The 16,231-nt window shown below is 65.3% G+C and carries 13 protein-coding genes; 2 read left to right on the top strand and 11 right to left on the bottom strand.

Annotated features, from left to right (window positions below; translation table 11 throughout):
• Positions 1-68 precede the first annotated feature (68 nt).
• A complete protein-coding gene (locus AB4M76_RS04580) occupies positions 69-3,275 on the top strand; it encodes a 4Fe-4S double cluster binding domain-containing protein (protein ID WP_368440628.1) in 3,207 nt (1,068 codons plus the stop codon).
• A gap of 63 nt (positions 3,276-3,338) precedes the next feature.
• Positions 3,339-4,028 (top strand): ribulose-phosphate 3-epimerase, encoded by a 690-nt coding sequence (gene rpe / locus AB4M76_RS04575; protein WP_368440627.1) that lies wholly within the window; start codon positions 3,339-3,341, stop codon positions 4,026-4,028.
• Between the two features lie 33 nt (positions 4,029-4,061).
• On the opposite strand, the gene AB4M76_RS04570 is transcribed toward rpe, so the two are convergent.
• The 11 genes from AB4M76_RS04570 to AB4M76_RS04520 are packed head-to-tail and all read right to left on the bottom strand — an operon-like array spanning position 4,062 to position 16,132.
• Complete coding sequence (locus AB4M76_RS04570; RefSeq protein WP_368440626.1) at positions 4,062-5,561, bottom strand: class I adenylate-forming enzyme family protein; 1,500 nt, start codon at positions 5,559-5,561, stop codon at positions 4,062-4,064.
• 54 nt (positions 5,562-5,615) lie between these two features.
• Positions 5,616-6,383, bottom strand: a complete 768-nt coding sequence (locus tag AB4M76_RS04565; RefSeq protein WP_368440625.1) for an oxepin-CoA hydrolase, alternative type — start codon at positions 6,381-6,383, stop codon at positions 5,616-5,618.
• Positions 6,380-6,787, bottom strand: a complete 408-nt coding sequence (locus AB4M76_RS04560; protein ID WP_368440624.1) for a PaaI family thioesterase — start codon at positions 6,785-6,787, stop codon at positions 6,380-6,382. Before AB4M76_RS04560 ends, AB4M76_RS04565 begins: the two co-directional genes overlap by 4 nt.
• A complete protein-coding gene (locus tag AB4M76_RS04555) occupies positions 6,768-7,901 on the bottom strand; it encodes an acyl-CoA dehydrogenase family protein (RefSeq protein WP_368440623.1) in 1,134 nt (377 codons plus the stop codon). The genes AB4M76_RS04560 and AB4M76_RS04555 overlap by 20 nt, the downstream gene beginning before the upstream one ends.
• A complete protein-coding gene (locus tag AB4M76_RS04550) occupies positions 7,898-9,097 on the bottom strand; it encodes an acyl-CoA dehydrogenase family protein (RefSeq protein ID WP_368440622.1) in 1,200 nt (399 codons plus the stop codon). Before AB4M76_RS04550 ends, AB4M76_RS04555 begins: the two co-directional genes overlap by 4 nt.
• An 11-nt stretch (positions 9,098-9,108) precedes the next feature.
• A complete protein-coding gene (locus AB4M76_RS04545; RefSeq protein WP_368440621.1) occupies positions 9,109-10,284 on the bottom strand; it encodes an acetyl-CoA C-acyltransferase in 1,176 nt (391 codons plus the stop codon).
• Positions 10,281-12,377 (bottom strand): 3-hydroxyacyl-CoA dehydrogenase NAD-binding domain-containing protein, encoded by a 2,097-nt coding sequence (locus AB4M76_RS04540; protein ID WP_368440620.1) that lies wholly within the window; start codon positions 12,375-12,377, stop codon positions 10,281-10,283. Before AB4M76_RS04540 ends, AB4M76_RS04545 begins: the two co-directional genes overlap by 4 nt.
• A gap of 17 nt (positions 12,378-12,394) precedes the next feature.
• The gene (locus tag AB4M76_RS04535) at positions 12,395-13,180 is read right to left on the bottom strand and encodes an IclR family transcriptional regulator (protein ID WP_368440619.1); all 786 of its coding nucleotides are present in this window, start codon (positions 13,178-13,180) and stop codon (positions 12,395-12,397) included.
• On the bottom strand, positions 13,177-14,517 hold the full coding sequence (locus AB4M76_RS04530; protein WP_368440618.1) for a TRAP transporter large permease: 1,341 nt from the start codon (positions 14,515-14,517) through the stop codon (positions 13,177-13,179). The genes AB4M76_RS04535 and AB4M76_RS04530 overlap by 4 nt, the downstream gene beginning before the upstream one ends.
• Positions 14,517-15,050 carry a TRAP transporter small permease gene (locus AB4M76_RS04525; RefSeq protein WP_368440617.1) on the bottom strand — a complete coding sequence of 178 codons (534 nt, stop codon included), beginning with the start codon at positions 15,048-15,050 and terminating at the stop codon, positions 14,517-14,519. Before AB4M76_RS04525 ends, AB4M76_RS04530 begins: the two co-directional genes overlap by 1 nt.
• A gap of 26 nt (positions 15,051-15,076) precedes the next feature.
• Positions 15,077-16,132: a C4-dicarboxylate TRAP transporter substrate-binding protein gene (locus tag AB4M76_RS04520; protein WP_368440616.1), complete on the bottom strand. Its 1,056-nt coding sequence runs from the start codon at positions 16,130-16,132 to the stop codon at positions 15,077-15,079.
• Positions 16,133-16,231 lie beyond the last annotated feature (99 nt).

Genomic DNA, 16,231 nt, shown 5'->3' with positions numbered 1-16,231 from the left:
AGCGAGAGCACCGGCAATAGGCGCAAGCCGCACTGGCGTTTCGCGGCGTGGCGTGGCATCGATTTGCCATGAAGCTCTTTTCATCGAAAACCCGCCCCCTGCACCTTGGCCCCTTCCCGCTGGAACGGCTGCGCCGGATGCCGGCACCCCACGACAGGCTCCCGGATACCCCCATGCCGGAACCGCGTTTCGAGCGACCCGAGACGCCGCAGAGCCTCTGCAACGCGATGGCCCCCTTTCAGGCGATGATGGACGTGCTGCGCGACGGGCCGGTCAACAGCGCGGGCGCGGTGATCCCCGAGAGCCCGGTGGAGCGGGCCAACCACCTCAAATCCTTCGGCTATTACAATGACGCCTCGATGATGGGCATCTGCCCCCTGCCGCCAGAGCTGTTGCTGCCCAGCCCGCGCCGCAGCGCCGGCACCGCGCAACTCGCGGAGAGCCTGCGCAGTCGCCAGACCAAGACGCTGGCCGCCGGGGTCGATGTCATCATGGCCAATCTGCGCGATACGGTGGACGCACCGGAGACCTCGATCGACAGCCACAGCCATGCGCTGGTGATCCTCACCGCCTACCCCCGTGACCCGCGCGACGGCGAGCCGGGCAGCGATTGGATCATGGACGCCCAAGCCGAACGCGCCTGCCTGCGCGGGACCGAGAACGCCACCGTGCTTGCCGAATACATCCGTCAGTTGGGTTTTGCGGCCAAGGTGCATTCGGCCACCACCTCTGACGTAAACCTCGGCCAATTGGCCGTGGCCGCAGGGCTGGCGGTGCTGGAAGACGGCACCCTGCAAGCGCCATGGATCGGTGCGCGTTTCGGCTTGGCCGTGGTGACGACCGACATGGCCCTCGCCCCCGACATGCCGCTTCGTCCCCTGGCCGAACAGCCGTGGTCGGTGCTGAAAGGCCCGCATTGGCAACTTGGCACGCACGGCGGGGTCAGCGCGCGGGATGCCGACCCTTACGCCCGGCGCGACTATGCCATGGGGCCGCATCCTTTCGAGACGTTGAAACGGGTCGAGGAGCCCACCACCTATATCGACGCCGCCAATGTGCCGCGCGTGCCAAAACGCGGCGATCTTTTCGCACGCGGGCAGTTCGGCGACATGGGGCCAAAGGTCCAAAACGCCATGAAGGGCGGGCATCATGTGGTGAAATCCGCCCCCTCCGCCGCGCAGCGCCGCCTGCTGGGCGCGCTGATCCTGCTGCAGGACGGGCCGGTGAACGAGGCCGCGCCCGAGGCCGAGGACGCCGCGCGCAATGCCGCGAACCTCAAGGCGGCGAGCTACTTCCTCGGCGCCGATGCCGCCGGCCTCTCGGCCTGCCCGGACTGGACATGGTACAGTCACGACGCCACCGGCACCCCGATCACACCGCCGCACGCAGAAGCGCTGAGCCTGATCATCGACCAAGGCTTTGACACGATGGAGGGGTCTTCGGGCGATGATTGGATCGCCGTCTCGCAATCCATGCGCGCCTACCTGCGCTTCTCGATGCTGGGCGGCGTGCTGGCGCAGCATCTGCGCAACCTCGGGCATTCGGCCAAAGCGCATACGGTGATGGACGGCGACGTGCTGCAACCGCCGCTTCTGTTGTTGGCGGGCTTGGGGGAGGTCAGCCGCATCGGTGAGGTGATCCTGAACCCCTTCCTCGGCCCGCGTCTAAAATCCGGGGTAGTCACCACCACCCTGCCCGTCGCCCACGACAAACCCATCGACTTCGGCCTGCAGAAGTTCTGCGAAGCCTGCAACAAATGCGCCCGCGAATGCCCTTCGGGGGCGATCACCGCCGGGCCGAAGAAGATGTTCAACGGCTATGAAATCTGGAAATCCGACAGCCAGAAATGCGCCACCTACCGGATCACCAACCAAGGCGGCGCGATGTGCGGGCGCTGCATGAAGACCTGCCCGTGGAACCTCGAAGGGCTCTTCGCCGAGGCCCCCTTCCGCTGGGCCGCCTCCAACATCCCCGCCGCGGCGCCGCTGCTGGCCAAGCTCGACGACAAGGTCGGCAAGGGCCGTCTGAACCCGGTAAAGAAATGGTGGTGGGACATCGAGCGCAAACCCTCGGGCCAGTTCGACACCCCCGCCCAGCCGGTCAACGCGCGCGACCTGCAGCCCGATCTCGACCTCAAATTCGAAGACCAGACCCTCGCCGTCTACCCCGCCCCGCTGGCCCCGCACCCCTGGCCCTATCCCGACCCGATGAACCGCGAGGCCGGGATCGCCGCCCATGCCGCGCTGCTGAGCGCCGATGAACACCGCCGCAAAACGGCGGCGGGCGAGACCGATCACCTGCATCTCTATGAAGTCGGCAGCGACACGCCGGTGCTCGACCTGCGGATTACGGAAGTCACCCGCCTGAATGCCACCACCAGCCTTTACGACATCGCGCACCCCGAAGGCCACGATCTGCCCGCATGGACCGCGGGCGCGCATCTCGACCTTGTGGTGGCTCCCGAATTCCTACGTCCCTATTCGCTGCTGGGCGACCCCGAGGACCGCAAACGCTACCGCATCGCGGTGCTGCGCGAGGACGAGGGGCGCGGCGGCTCGGCGCTGCTGCACCGGGTTTTCACCAAAGGGCGGCGGATCTTCGTCGGCAAGCCGGTGAACCATTTTGAACTTGTCGAGGATGCGCCGCACAGCCTGCTCATGGGCGGCGGTATCGGCATCACGCCGATGATCGCCTTTGCCCATCGGCTGCATGGGCTCGGGCGGCCTTTCGACCTGCATTATTCCGCCTCCACCCGCGACGCCGCGGCCTTTGCCGATGAACTGGCGCGGGCCCCATGGGCCGAGCACGTGCATCTGCATATCTCATCTGAGGACACCCGGGCCGACCTGCCCAGCATCATGGACCGCACCGCGCCCGGCACCCATGTCTATACCTGCGGGGCGGATGCCTATATGCAATCCGTCATGGCCGCCGCCGAGGCCGCCGGCATCCCCGAGGACGCGCGGCATCTGGAATATTTCTCGACCCCCGAGGTGCCGGACTACGTCAACCACCCTTTCACGCTGAAACTCACCTCGGGCCGCGAAATCGAGGTGAGCGCCGAGGAAACCGCCGCCGAGGCGCTGATCGCGGCGGGCGTTCCGGTGGATCTGAAATGCAGCGACGGCATCTGTGGCGTCTGCAAATGCGGGCTGCGCGGCGGCGAGGTCGAACACCGCGACTTCGTCCTCTCCGCCAAGCAACGCGACAGCGCGATCATCCTTTGCCAGTCCCGCGCCGCGCGTCCCGGCGGCGTGCTGGAGATCGACCTATAGCCCTTTCGCAGAAGGCGCGCAGCCGTTATGAGGGGCCAACCTCTGCAACAAAGGGCTGCCCCCATGACATTCGACCGTTCGATCAAGATCGCCCCCTCCATCCTCGCCGCCGATTTCGCCAATTTCGGCGCCGAATGCGAAGCCATCGAGGCGCAGGGCGCAGATTGGGTGCATGTGGATGTGATGGACGGGCATTTCGTGCCCAACATCACCTTCGGCCCCGCCATGTGCGCGGCGATCCGACCCCATATCAAGGGCGTGATGGATGTGCATCTGATGATCTCCCCGGTCGATCCCTATATCGAGGCTTTCGCCAAGGCGGGCGCCGATGTGATCACCGCCCATGTCGAGGCGGGGCCGCATATCCACCGCACCCTGCAAGCGATCCGCGGCGCGGGGGTGAAAGCCGGCGTGGCGCTGAACCCCGGCACGCCGGCGAGCGCCGTGGCCGATATTCTCGACATGACCGACCTCATTTGCGTGATGACCGTGAACCCCGGTTTCGGCGGACAGAAGTTCATCGACATGACCGCGAAGATCCGCGCCCTGCGCGAGATGATCGGCGACCGGCCCGTGCATATCGAGATCGACGGTGGCGTTGATCCCAAGACCGCACCGCTGGTGGCCGAGGCCGGAGCCGATGTGCTGGTGGCCGGCTCTGCGGCCTTCAAGGGCGGGTCGGTCAGCAACCCCGCGCCCTACGGTGAGAACATCCGCGCGATCCGCGCCGCCGCCGAAGGCACCTACGTCTGATAGGGTTCCGGGGCGCGCGGGCGCCCCGAACCGTCACGCCAATTGGTCGGCAAAGGCCGTCAGCAGACGGTGTTTCAGGATCTTGCCCGTGGGCGCTGCGGGCAGATCCGTGGCCACGATGATCTGCGACGGGCGCTTGTAGCCGGTGAGCCGCTCCTTGACGAACCCGCGCAACTCCTCGGCCGTCACATCATCACCGGGGGCGACCTGCACAAAGGCCAGCACCTCTTCGTCGCCGCCTTTCACCCGTCCGATCACAGCCGATTGCACCACGCGGGGGTGATCGTTCAGCGCTGCCTCGACCTCGGGCGGATAGACGTTGAAACCGCCGTGGATGATCAACTCTTTCGAGCGCCCGAGGATATGCAGCCGCCCGTCGTCATCGAGCGTGCCCAGATCGCCGGTGTGCAGCCAGCCCTCGGCGTCGATGGCTTTGTCGGTCTCGCTGGGGTTGCGGTAATAGCCCTTCATCACATGCGGGCCACGCACCAGCACCTCGCCCTCGCCCGCGCCATTGCCGCCGGGGGCTTGGTCGTCGATCTTGCATTCGGTGCCCGGCGTGACAGGTCCAACGGACGTATCGGGCGAGCCGATCGAGTTGCTCGTGGCCGAGGCGCCGGAGGTCGTCTCTGTCATGCCGAAACCGTTCTGCAGCGGCAGTTCATAGAAGGCTTCGGCCTTGCGTTTCCACGCAGGATCAAGCGGCGCGCCGCCTGATGAGACATAGCGCAGACAGGGGCTTTCCAGCTTCGGCATGCCGCGTTCGCGGGAATATTGCATGACCAGCGCATGCATCTGCGGCACGGCGGGCAGGATCGTCACATTGTCATGGGTCGCGGCATGTAGTTTCGCCGCCGAGAACCGCGCCTCTTGCCGCACCTGTGCCCCGGCGCTGGCCGAGGCCAAGAGCACCGAGACAAGGCCAAAGACATGGGTCATCGGCAAGACGCCATAGACCACATCGCCGGCCTTCATCTGCCGCAGTTCCGCCGAGGCGCGCGCGCCGAAGCGCAGGTTTTCATGGGTCAGCATGACGCCCTTGGGATCGCCCGTGGTGCCGGTGGTATAGAGCAGCACCGCCACGTCGTGCAGATCGGCATCCGGGCTGCTCGGCAGCGGGGTGGCAAGATCCAGGCGGCCAAAGGCGCCGGAGATTTCACGCGCGTTCAGCCGCGCGGCATGGGCCGCGGCTTCGGGCGAGACATCACAGGTCAGCAGCACCGCGGCGGGGGTGGCATGCGCAGTGATGCGGGTGACTTCGGCCTCGGTCTGACGGGCGTTGACGGGGATCGCCACGGCGTCCAGCGCCCAACAGGCATAGAGCGCGGCCACCGCTGCGGCGCAGTTCTCGACCATCAAGAGCACCCGGTCGCCCGCCTGCACCCCCGCCGCCTCCAACTCTGCCGCGAGCGCGGTGCGGGCGCGGTCCAGATCGGCGTAGCTCCAGGCGGCACCGATGGCGTCACTCAGCGCCAGGGCTTCCGGGCGGGTCGCCAATTGCTCAGCTAGAAAATCCTGTACCCTGGCATTCATGGGTGTCTCCTCCTGCCTAAAAGCGCCGCCTCTCCCCGGGCGGCGCGGCCCGATCTAGAACCGGGGCTTGCGTTTTTCCAAGAAGGCCGCGATCCCTTCGGCGGCCTCATCCCCGCCCGCGGCGCGGGCCATCGCGTTGCGCTCGGCATCAAGCTGGGTGGCCTCATCGCTCTCATAGGCCTGCGCCACCAAGTGCCGGATCACCCCCTGCGCAGCGCGCGGGCCCTGGGCCAGCGTGTCGGCCAGCATCAGCGCCTCGTCCAAGGCTTTGCCATTGGGGCAGATCCGGTTGACGGCCCCCAGTTCGGCAAAGCGCATTGCCATTACCGGGCGGCCCAAGAGGCACATTTCCATCGCGAGCGCTCGCGGCAGCAATCGGGCCAGCGAAGCGGTAAGCCCCGCGTCCGGCACCAGCCCGGCTTTCACATATGCGGCGGTGAACTGCGCCTCTTCGGAGACCACGATCATGTCACAGGCCAGCGCCAAGGACAGCCCCGCCCCGGCGGCACCGCCTTCGACGGCGGCGATCACCGGCACCGGGCAGCGGCGGATCGACCGCACCAGATCATGTAGCGCATCGACCCGCTCGCGGCGTTCGGCTTCGGTCAGCTTGCGGCGTTCGATCAGCACGTTGAGGTCACCCCCGGCGCAGAAGAACTGCCCCTCTGAGGTGAGGATAACGGCGCGAATGCGCGGCTCTTCGGCGCGGGTCATGGCCTCTGCGATGGCCTCATAAAGTTCCGGCGTCAGCGCGCCGCGCTTCTGGCGGTTGCCGTTCCAGACGATCAGCCGGTCGCCGCGGTCTTCGATCCTTGCGCTCATATCTTCGCCCTCTTGAATACGCCCGTGGCCCGCGACAGCAGCTTGCCCGTGGCGTCCTGCAATTGTGCCTCGGCATAGAGGATCTTGTACCCCCCGCCGGTGACCCGCCCCGTGGCCACCACGCTGCCTTCGCGCACCGCGTTGATGTAATCGGTGGTCAGCGACAGCGTCAGCATCGGCACGAAAGCCCCGCTCATCGCGCAGTGCCGCGCGCAGGCGAAACCGGCGGCGACGTCGAGCAGCATCGTATGTAGCCCGCCGTGGAGCACGCCCGAGACATTGAGATGCTGCGGCCCGAGGTCGAGGGTGACCCGGGTGCTGCCGTCGGGGTTGGACAGATCGGGCCGGAACCCGATCAGCTTTTCGACCCCGCTGCTAGGCGCATCATGCGGCGGATAGTGCAATGAACCGCTCCAGATGATGGTCGATGTCGCCAAAGCGGTGGTCCGCCATGGTGATGCGTTTGGCGATATGGGCCAGCTCGTACTCCTGCGTCATGGCAATGCCGCCATGCATCTGGATCGTGTCCTCGGCCACCAGACGGCCCACCCGGCCCATCAGGTTTTTGGCCGCCGAGACGTGACGCTCACGGCTCGCGCAGTCGTCCTCCAGATGGCCCGCCGCGTTGATAACGGCAGAGCGCGCCTGTTCGAGGTCGATGAGCAGGTCCGCCATCCGGTGCGCCAGCGCTTGGAAGCTGCCGATCGGGCGACCGAACTGCTTGCGGGTGCCGAGGTATTCGCGGGTCAACTCGCAAGCGGTCTCCATCGCGCCCAGCGTCTCGGCGCAGAGCGCGGCGGTGGCCATGGCGGTGCGGGTCTCGATGGCCTCGAAAGCCTTGCCCGCTTCGCCCAGACGGGCGCTTTCCGGTAGGGTCACATCGTCCAGCGTCACCTCGGCGGCGCGGCCACCGGCCAACAACGCATAACCGGTCACGGCCAGCCCCTTGGTGTCGGCGGGCACGAGGAAGAGCGAGATACCGTCGCGGTCCCCCGCCTCCCCGCTATCGCGGGCGGAGACGACGAGCATGTCTGCGGCCTCGGCATTCGCCACCACGGCTTTGCGGCCATTCAGCACGATCTGGTCGCCGTTTTGCGTGGCAGAGGTGGTGACCCGCTCAAGGTCATAGCGGCTGCCCGGCTCGCCATGGGCGAAGGCCAGTTGCAGCGCGCCGCCGATCAGTTGCTCGACATGCTCCTGCTGCGCCTCGGCCCCGAGGTCGGCAATCAGCCCCCCGGCCAGCACGGCGCTGTCCAGAAGCGGCTCGACCACACCGGCACGGCCCAACTCCTCGAAGACGACCGCAAGATCGAACCCCGCGCCGCCGAAACCGCCCTGCTCTTCGGTGAAGAGCGCGCCGATCACGCCCAGTTCGGCCAGACCTTCCCAGATATCACTCGAATAGCCGGTCTCGCTTTCTAGGATGCGGTTGCGGGTCTCGGTATCGTATTTGTCACGCAGGAAGCGCCGCAGGCTGTCCTGCAGCATCTGGCGTTCTTCGGTCAGGTCGAAATTCATTTGCCACCTCCCAGCATGGTCTTGGCGATGATCTGGCGCTGGATCTCGTTGGAGCCGCCGAAGATCGACAGTTTGCGGTTGTTGAAATACTGCGCGGCCACGGGGCCGGCCTCATGCGGATCGGGCAGCGCGTCGTTGCTGCCGGCGACCGCTTCCGAGGCGAAGGGCATCGCGTAGACCCCGGCGGCACGGCGCGCGAGGTCATTGATCTCTTGCCGGATGATCGTGCCTTTGACCTTGAGCATCGAGCTTTCCACCCCCGGCGCCTGACCAGCGGCGGCTTTCGAGATGATCCGCAGGTTGGTCGTCGCCATCGCCATCAAGTCGATCTCAGCCTGTGCCACGCGGGCGGCGAAATGCGGGTTCTCGATCAGCGGGCGGCCCCCGGCCATCTCGGAGCGGGCGATGCGTTTGACGGCCTGAAGACCGGCTTGGGAGAAGCCCACGCCCGCGATGTTGGTGCGCTCATGGGTCAGCAGGTATTTGGCGTAGGTCCAGCCCTTGTTCTCTTCGCCGACAAGGTTCTCGACAGGCACCTTGACGTTATCGAAGAAGACTTCGTTCACCTCGGCGCCGCCATCCAGCAGGATGATCGGGCGTACGGTGATGCCGGGGGTTTCCATGTCGATGAGCAGGAAGGAGATGCCCTCTTGCTGCTTCACGTCCTTGTTCGTCCGCACGAGGCAGAAGATCATGTTGGCGTGCTGGCCCAGCGTCGTCCATGTCTTCTGGCCGTTGACGATATAGTGGTCGCCCTCCTTCACCGCGGTGGTTTTCAGCGAGGCGAGGTCGGACCCGGCGCCGGGCTCGGAATAGCCCTGACACCACCAGTCTTCGCCCGAGAGGATGCGCGGCAGCCAGTAATCCTGCTGCTCTTGCGAGCCGAATTTTTGCAGCACCGGGGCCAGCATCGACAGGCCAAAGGGCACGATGCGCGGCGCGTGGTGTGCGGCGGCCTCCTCCTCGAAGATATGCCGCTGCACGGCGTTCCACGCGGCACCGCCGAACTCTTTCGGCCAGTTGGTCGCGAGCCAGCCCTGTTCGTTCAGGATCGCGTGCCAGCGCTCGTGGTCGTCCTTGGTCAACTCCTGCCCACGGCGCACCTTTTCGGAGAGTTCCTTGGGCAGTTTCTCAGCGAGGAATTGGCGCACCTCCTCGCGGAAGGCGCGCTCTTCGTCTGTATAGCTCAGGTCCATCATGGCCCCCTTTAGTAGATTTCGAAGAGGCCAGCCGCCCCCATGCCGCCGCCGATGCACATGGTCACGACGCCCAGTTTCGCGCCGCGGCGGTGGCCTTCGCGCAGGATATGGCCGGTCATCCGCGCGCCGGTCATGCCGAAGGGATGGCCGATGGCGATGGAGCCGCCGTTCACGTTGCATTTGTCGGGGTCGATGCCCAGACGGTCGCGGCAGTAGAGCGCTTGGCTGGCGAAGGCTTCGTTCAGCTCCCACAGGTCGATGTCATCAACCGTCAGCCCATGGCGTTCCAAAAGGCGCGGCACGGCGAAGACCGGGCCGATGCCCATCTCGTCGGGCTCGCAGCCCGCCACGGCAAAGCCGCGGAACGCGCCCATGGCCTCTAGCCCCTGTTGCTCGGCTTCCTTGCTGTCCATCAGCACGAGGGCCGCGGCACCGTCGGAAAGCTGGCTGGCGTTGCCCGCGGTGATGAAGGCGCCCTCGCCGCGCACGGGGGTCAGGCCCGCAAGCCCTTCCATCGTGGTGCCGGGGCGGTTGCATTCGTCGCGGTCCACGGTGACCTCGCGGGTGGAGACCTCCTTGGTTTCCTTGTCCTGCACGCCCATGGTGGTCTGCATCGGCACGATCTCATCGTCGAAGAGACCGGCCTCCTGCGCCTTGGCAATGAGCTGCTGGCTGCGCAGACCGTAGGCGTCCTGATCCTCGCGGCTGATGTTATAGCGTTTGGCCACGATGTCGGCGGTGTCGATCATCGCCATATAGACTTCGGGCTTGTGCTCTTCCAACCACGGCTCCTTGACCGATTTCACATGCGGCTGGATGAGCGAGATGCTCTCCACCCCGCCCGCGACCATCGGGCCTGCGCCCTCCATGCAGATCGCATTGGCGGCCATGGCGACGGTTTGCAGACCGGAGGAGCAGAAGCGGTTCACGGTGACGCCCGAGGCGGTGACCGGCAGGCCCGCGCGCAGGGCGATCTGGCGCGCGATGTTGGAGCCGGTGGCCCCCTCGGGGTAGCCGCAGCCGATCATCACGTCTTCGATGGCCGACGGATCGACGCCCGAGCGTTTCACGGCTTCGGCGACGACATGGCCGCCCATGGTGGCACCGTGGGTCATGTTGAATGACCCGCGGAAGGATTTGGCCAGCCCGGTGCGGACGGCGGAGACAATTACGGCCTGTTTCATTTGGCAGCTTCCTTGTTCAGATCATCAAAGTTGCGGTTGGTTTTGACCAGTTCGGCCAGCAGAGGCGCGGGTTTCCAGAACCACGGGTCTTGCTCGGCGAAACCTTCGATTGCGGCCAGCACATTGGGCAGACCCTGAATGTCGGCCCATTTCATCGGGCCACCCCAGTAGCGCGGGAAGCCGTAGCCGAAGAGCAGGGTCATATCGATGTCGAGCGGGCGTTTGGCGATGCCCTCCTCCAGCACCTTGGCGGCCTCGTTGACCATGGCGCACATGTAGCGGCGCACGATTTCGGCGTCGGTGAAGTCGCGCGGGGTGATGCCGCGTTCTTTCTGCTCTTCCTCAATCAGGCGGGCGATTTCGGGGTTCGGCGTGCCGCCGCGTTTGCCCTTTTCGTAGATGTAGTAGCCCTGGCCTGTCTTCTGGCCAAAGTGGCCCTGTTCACACAGGCGGTCGATATAGGTCGGCACCCGCTCCTCGGGGTGGCGCGTGGCCGCCTTGCGCTTGCGCGTGGCCCAGCCGATGTCGAGCCCGGCGAGGTCGGCCACGGCGAAGGGGCCCATAGCAAAGCCGAACTTCTCAAGCGCTGCGTCGATCTTGTAGGGGCTGGCCCCGTCGAGGACCATGTGGTCCGCCGCGGTGCGGTAGGTGGCGAGGATGCGGTTGCCGATGAAGCCGTCGCAGACGCCGGCGCGGACCGAGACCTTGCCGAGCGCCTTGCCGAGCGCGAAGCCGGTGGCGACCACGTCTTTCGCGGTCTTGTCGGCCACCACGACCTCAAGCAGTTTCATCACATGGGCGGGGGAGAAGAAGTGCAGCCCGATCACGTCCTCGGGGCGTTTGGTGCTGGCGGCGATCTCGTTCACGTCCAGATAGGAGGTGTTGGAGGCCAGCACGCAGCCCGGCTTGCAGACCGCGTCGAGCTTGCCGAAGACCTGCTTTTTGACGTCCATGTCCTCGAAGACCGCCTCGACCACCAGATCGACATCCTTGAGGCTGTCGTATTCGGTGGAGACGGTGAGCGCCTCGCCGGTCAGCTGGTCGAACTTCGCCTGATCGATCTTACCGCGTTTCAGCGCGCCTTGGAGGTTGCCGGAGATACGCTCATGCGCGGCCTTGGCAGCTTCCTCCTTCATCTCAATCAACACGACCGAGAAGCCCGACAAAAGGGCTGCCGTGGCGATGCCCGCGCCCATGGTGCCGCCGCCGATCACGCCGATGGCTTTCAATTCGCGCGACTCGACGCCCTTGAGTTCCGGCAGGTTGCTGACCGCGCGTTCCGAGAAGAAGGCGTGGATCATGCCCTGCCGCTGGTCGGTGTTCATCAGTTCCGAGAAGATGCGGCGCTCGGCCTTCATGCCTTCCTCGAAAGGTTTCTCGACGCCCGCTTGCACGGCACGCACGGCCTCGGCGGGAGATATCTGGCCGCGGCCTTTCTTCAGCGTCGCCTCATAGGCGGCGTCCCAGTCGATGGGTGCGGGCGCGGGCATTTCGCAGATCGGGCGGCGTTCGGCGCCGCTGTCGATGAGTTCACGGACGTAGGCGAGGCCCACCTCCTGCGGATCGCCCTCTTCCACACGGTCGACAATGCCCATCTCCAGCGCCTGCGGTGCCTTGATGTGGCGACCCGTGGTGATCGCGTCGAGCGCAGGCTCCACGCCGATCAGACGCGGCAGACGTTGCGTGCCACCAGCGCCGGGAATGAGGCCGAGGTGAACCTCGGGCAGGCCCACCCGGGCCGAGGGCTGGGCGATGCGGTAATGCGCCGAAAGCGCGACTTCGAGCCCGCCACCAAGGCTCACCCCATGCATGGAGGCCACGACCAAGAGCGGCGAGGCCTCGATGCGGTTGCAAAGGTCGGGCAGGAAGGGCTCCATCGGGGGCTTGCCGAACTCGGTGATGTCGGCGCCCGCGATAAAGGCCCGGCCCGCGCCCACGATCATCACCGCGCGCACGCCGTCTTCGGCCTCGGCGCGGTCCATGCCATCCGCGAGACCTTGCCGCACGGCCTGGCTCAGCGCGTTGACGGGCGGGTTTTCGATGCGCAGCACGACGATGTCGTCATGGCGGGAATAGGCAATCTTGTCGGTCATATCTAAAACTCCTTGATCTATCCGCGCCGGGTCAGGGCCGGTGCCCGTCCGGTGCGTTGTTCGATGCCGCTGACCACGTCACGCAGCGCTGGCCCCACTTGTGACAGAATGCGGCTGTCGGGCAAGTCCGCGGGCAACGCGCCGCAGCTAAAGGACACCGGCTCGCCGAATTCCCCCGCGTAATAGGGCACGCTGACCGCGTTCACATTGCGGGCATAGCGGGTGTCTGGCGGGGCAAGCACGAAACCCTGGGCGAGCAATTGCTCATAGCCCTCACGGCGGAAATCGCGCAGCCGGTCATTGGGTGACAGCGCTTCGAAACGGTCTTCGTCGAGGCTGGCCAGCGTGGCCATGCCCGAGGACGAACCATAGACCGGAATGCGGTGCCCCGGCTCCAGCCAGATGGTCGAGGCGGTGCGCGGCCGCCAGGTGCGCACCAGCATCATCCGGTCGCCATCACGCACGGCGATCAGCGCCAGCGTGCGGGTTTCATCCGCCAATTGCTGCATCGCCTCCGAGGCCATATCGACGAAACTGACCGCAACGGAGGCCACCGAGCCGAGCGCAATCGCCGCAGGGCCGAGCCGGAACTTGTCGTTGCGCCCGCCATGCGCCAGATAGCCCAGCTCGCAGAGCGTATAGGTCAACCGCGACACGGTGGGTTTCGGCAGCCCCGTCCGCTCGGCGATCTGGGCATGCGAGAGCCCGCTGTCACTGGCGCGAAAGGCGCGTAGAATGCCCAGGCCCCGCGCCAACGTATTGGCGAATTTGCGGTCCGTCATGGTGTCACTGCGGTCCGTCATCGCGCGGCCATCGGGATCAGGAGTGAGATCATCGGGAAGGACATGATCAGGATCAGCACGATCACATCGACGCTGAGAAAGCGGGTGATGCCGGCGAAGATCTTATCAATCGGCGCCTCGCGCCCCACCACATTGGCGATGACAAAGACATTGAGGCCCACGGGCGGGGTGATCAGGCCGATCTCCAACAGTTTGATGACAACAACGCCGAACCAGATCAGGTTGAGGTCATAGCTCTCCACCAGCGGGATCATCAGCGGCAGGGTCAGCACCATGATGCCGATGGGATCGAGGAACATCCCCAAAAGCAGATAGATCAACGCGATGCAGAGCATCAGCACCAGAAGCGACATCTGCGCATCGGAGACAAAGCCCACGATGGTCCCCGCCACGCCGGTCAGCGCCACGAAGGCCACGAAGATCTTGGCCGAGGCGGCGATGAGGAAGATCGCGGAGGTCTGCACGCAGGTCTCCTTGACCGCTGCCCAGAGGCCGGCCCAATTGAGCTTGCCCTGCACGAAACCGATCAGCGTCGCCGAGACGACACAGACGGCCGCGGCTTCGGTCGCGGTGAAGATGCCGCCGTAGATGCCGCCGATGATCAGCACGAAAAGCAGGATCGCGGGCCAGCTTTCCAGCGCCGCGCGCCAGCGCTCACCGGCGCTGTAGCGCTGCGCTGTCGACGGGGCGATGGCCGGATCGCGCCAGACCCAGACGGCGATCACGAGCACGAAGCCCAGAAGCGTCAGCAGCCCCGGCAGAACGCCCGCAAGGAACAGAGAGGAGATCGAGGTCTCGGTGAAAATCCCGTAGATGATGAAGAGCACCGACGGCGGGATCAGCGAGCCCAAAGTGCCGCCCGCCGCGACGCTGGCGGTGGCCAGACGCGGGTCATAGCCCATGCGGAGCATCTCGGGCGTGCAGATTTTCCCCATGGTCGAGGCGCAGGCGATGGACGAGCCGGTGATCGCGGAAAACCCGCCGCAGCCCATGACGGAGGCCATCGCCACACCGCCCGGCAGACGGGTCAGCCAGACCTTGGCGGCATGGTAAATCTTGGTCGTGATATCCGCGCGATAGGCGATGTGGCCAAGCGCCACGAAAAGCGGGATCATCGACAGATCATAGGAGTGAATGAGGTCGAAGGAGTTCGAAAACACCATCGAAGTTGTCGCCCGGATCGCACGTTCGGGCATGAAGGTGCCGGTGCGAAAGGCGAAGATAAAGAAGGTGGCAACAGTCGCCACAGCGGCCAGCGTAAAGGCGATTGGCACGCGCAGGGCCAGCAGGATCAGAACCGCGGCAAAGGCGATCATTCCGATGGTCGAAGCATCCATTAAAGCAGGTCCTTTTCAACCATCAGATCCGCAGCATGCTGCTGCTCATCCGACACCACACCGCCCGCAAGGATGGTCCGGCTGTCGCGCCATGTCAGTTCGGCCAGCCGCAGGAAGGTGGCGATCATGCCAATGAGAAACAGCAACCGCCCCGGCCATTTCGGCAGGTTCAGGTCGCCATAAAAAAAGCTGCCCTTTTCAACGACAGCGAGGAACTCCCGCCCGCCGGAATAGATCAGCGGCGCCAGCGCCAGCATGCCGATGACAGAGCCCGCCACGATCAGCACCGAGCGCGCACGGTCGGGAAAACGGTCGGTCACGAAGGCCACCGAGACATGCGCGCGCGCGGCGGTGGCGGCGGCGAGGGGCAGCAGGATGGCGGCGACCATGAGCTCACGCACCATGGTCACCGAATCCGGCACCTGACTGGCAAAGAGCGCGCGGGCGATCACATTGGAGGTGATCAACACCCCCAAGGCAATCACCGCCAAAGCGCCCAGACCCAACAGGATTTTCTCCAGATTTACCAACATAGCTGCCCCTCCCCCCGTGTCAGCGATCAGTTGCTTTCGGCTTCCCAAGGGTAGCCGTTGGCGTCACGCTCTTCGGTGTATTTGGCGATCAGGCCCTTGTACTCTTCCAGCAGCTCTCCACCCGGCAGACCCGCGGCGCTTGCGGTCTGAACCCATTCGTCGAGGAACTTCTCACCGGCTTTCACCAGCTGCGCGCGGTCCTCTTCGGGCAGGGTGATGACTTCAACGCCCTGCTCTTTCATCGAAGCGATCGCCTGCTCATTGGCGGTGGTGATCATCCGGCCAAACTCATCGGCCATGTCGGCGCCCACCTCGGCCAGCGTTTCCTGCTGCTCTTCGGTCAGGCTGTCGTGCATGTCCTTGTTCATGAAGATGCCCAAGCCGCCGACCTGACCCCAATCGAGGATCGTGTAGCTGTCCATCACCTCGGCCTGTTTCAGCGCGGCCACGGCATAGCTGTAGCCCTGCGAGCAATCGATCAGACCGGTGTCGAGCCCTTGGTAGGCGTCGTAGATCGACATATTGACCATATTCGCGCCCTGCTCGCCAAAGACCTTGCCGTAGGCGCCCACGCCGCGGACCTTCTTGCCCGCGATGTCCTCCACGGATTCGATCGCGCCGTCCTTGCAGCCGATGTTGACCTGGCTTGTGGTCCAGGTGCCGATATAGACGAGGTTCTTCTCGGCGAGGTCTTCCTGAATGGCCTTGCTGCTGCGCATCAGCTCATCGGTGGCGCGCATGCCGACCCAGGCGTCGGGGTTGTTCACCGGCAGGTCCGCGATGCCGTAGCCGGCCATTTCCTGCGGGTAATAGACCGCGATCACCGAGCCTGTGTCTGCCACGCCGTCGGCGATGGATTGCACGGCGGCATTGGCTTTGAACAGCGCCCCGCCCCATTGAATGTCGAATCGAATGTCGCCGTCCGAGCGTTCGGCCACCTGATCGGCAAACCACTGCAACGCATCGGCGCGCGCGCCGCGGTTGGGGCCGGCCTCACCGTGGATCAACACGGTTTCGGCGCTCAGCGCACCGCCGGCCAGCGCCACGGCAGCTGCGCAGCCAAGGGTTTTGAAAGTTGTCATGTAAGCTCCTCCCAGAGACTTGTTTCACAGTGCGAACTGTTGTTTCGCATTTGTCGCAAGGCACGCTAGTCTGGGCTTCTTCACCATTCAAGAAAAACT

Source organism: Sulfitobacter sp. PS-8MA (genome assembly GCF_040933935.1).
Taxonomy (GTDB): Bacteria; Pseudomonadota; Alphaproteobacteria; order Rhodobacterales; family Rhodobacteraceae; genus Sulfitobacter.
Note: the sequence above shows the minus strand (reverse complement) of the source record. Positions and strands in the feature narration are given on the sequence as shown.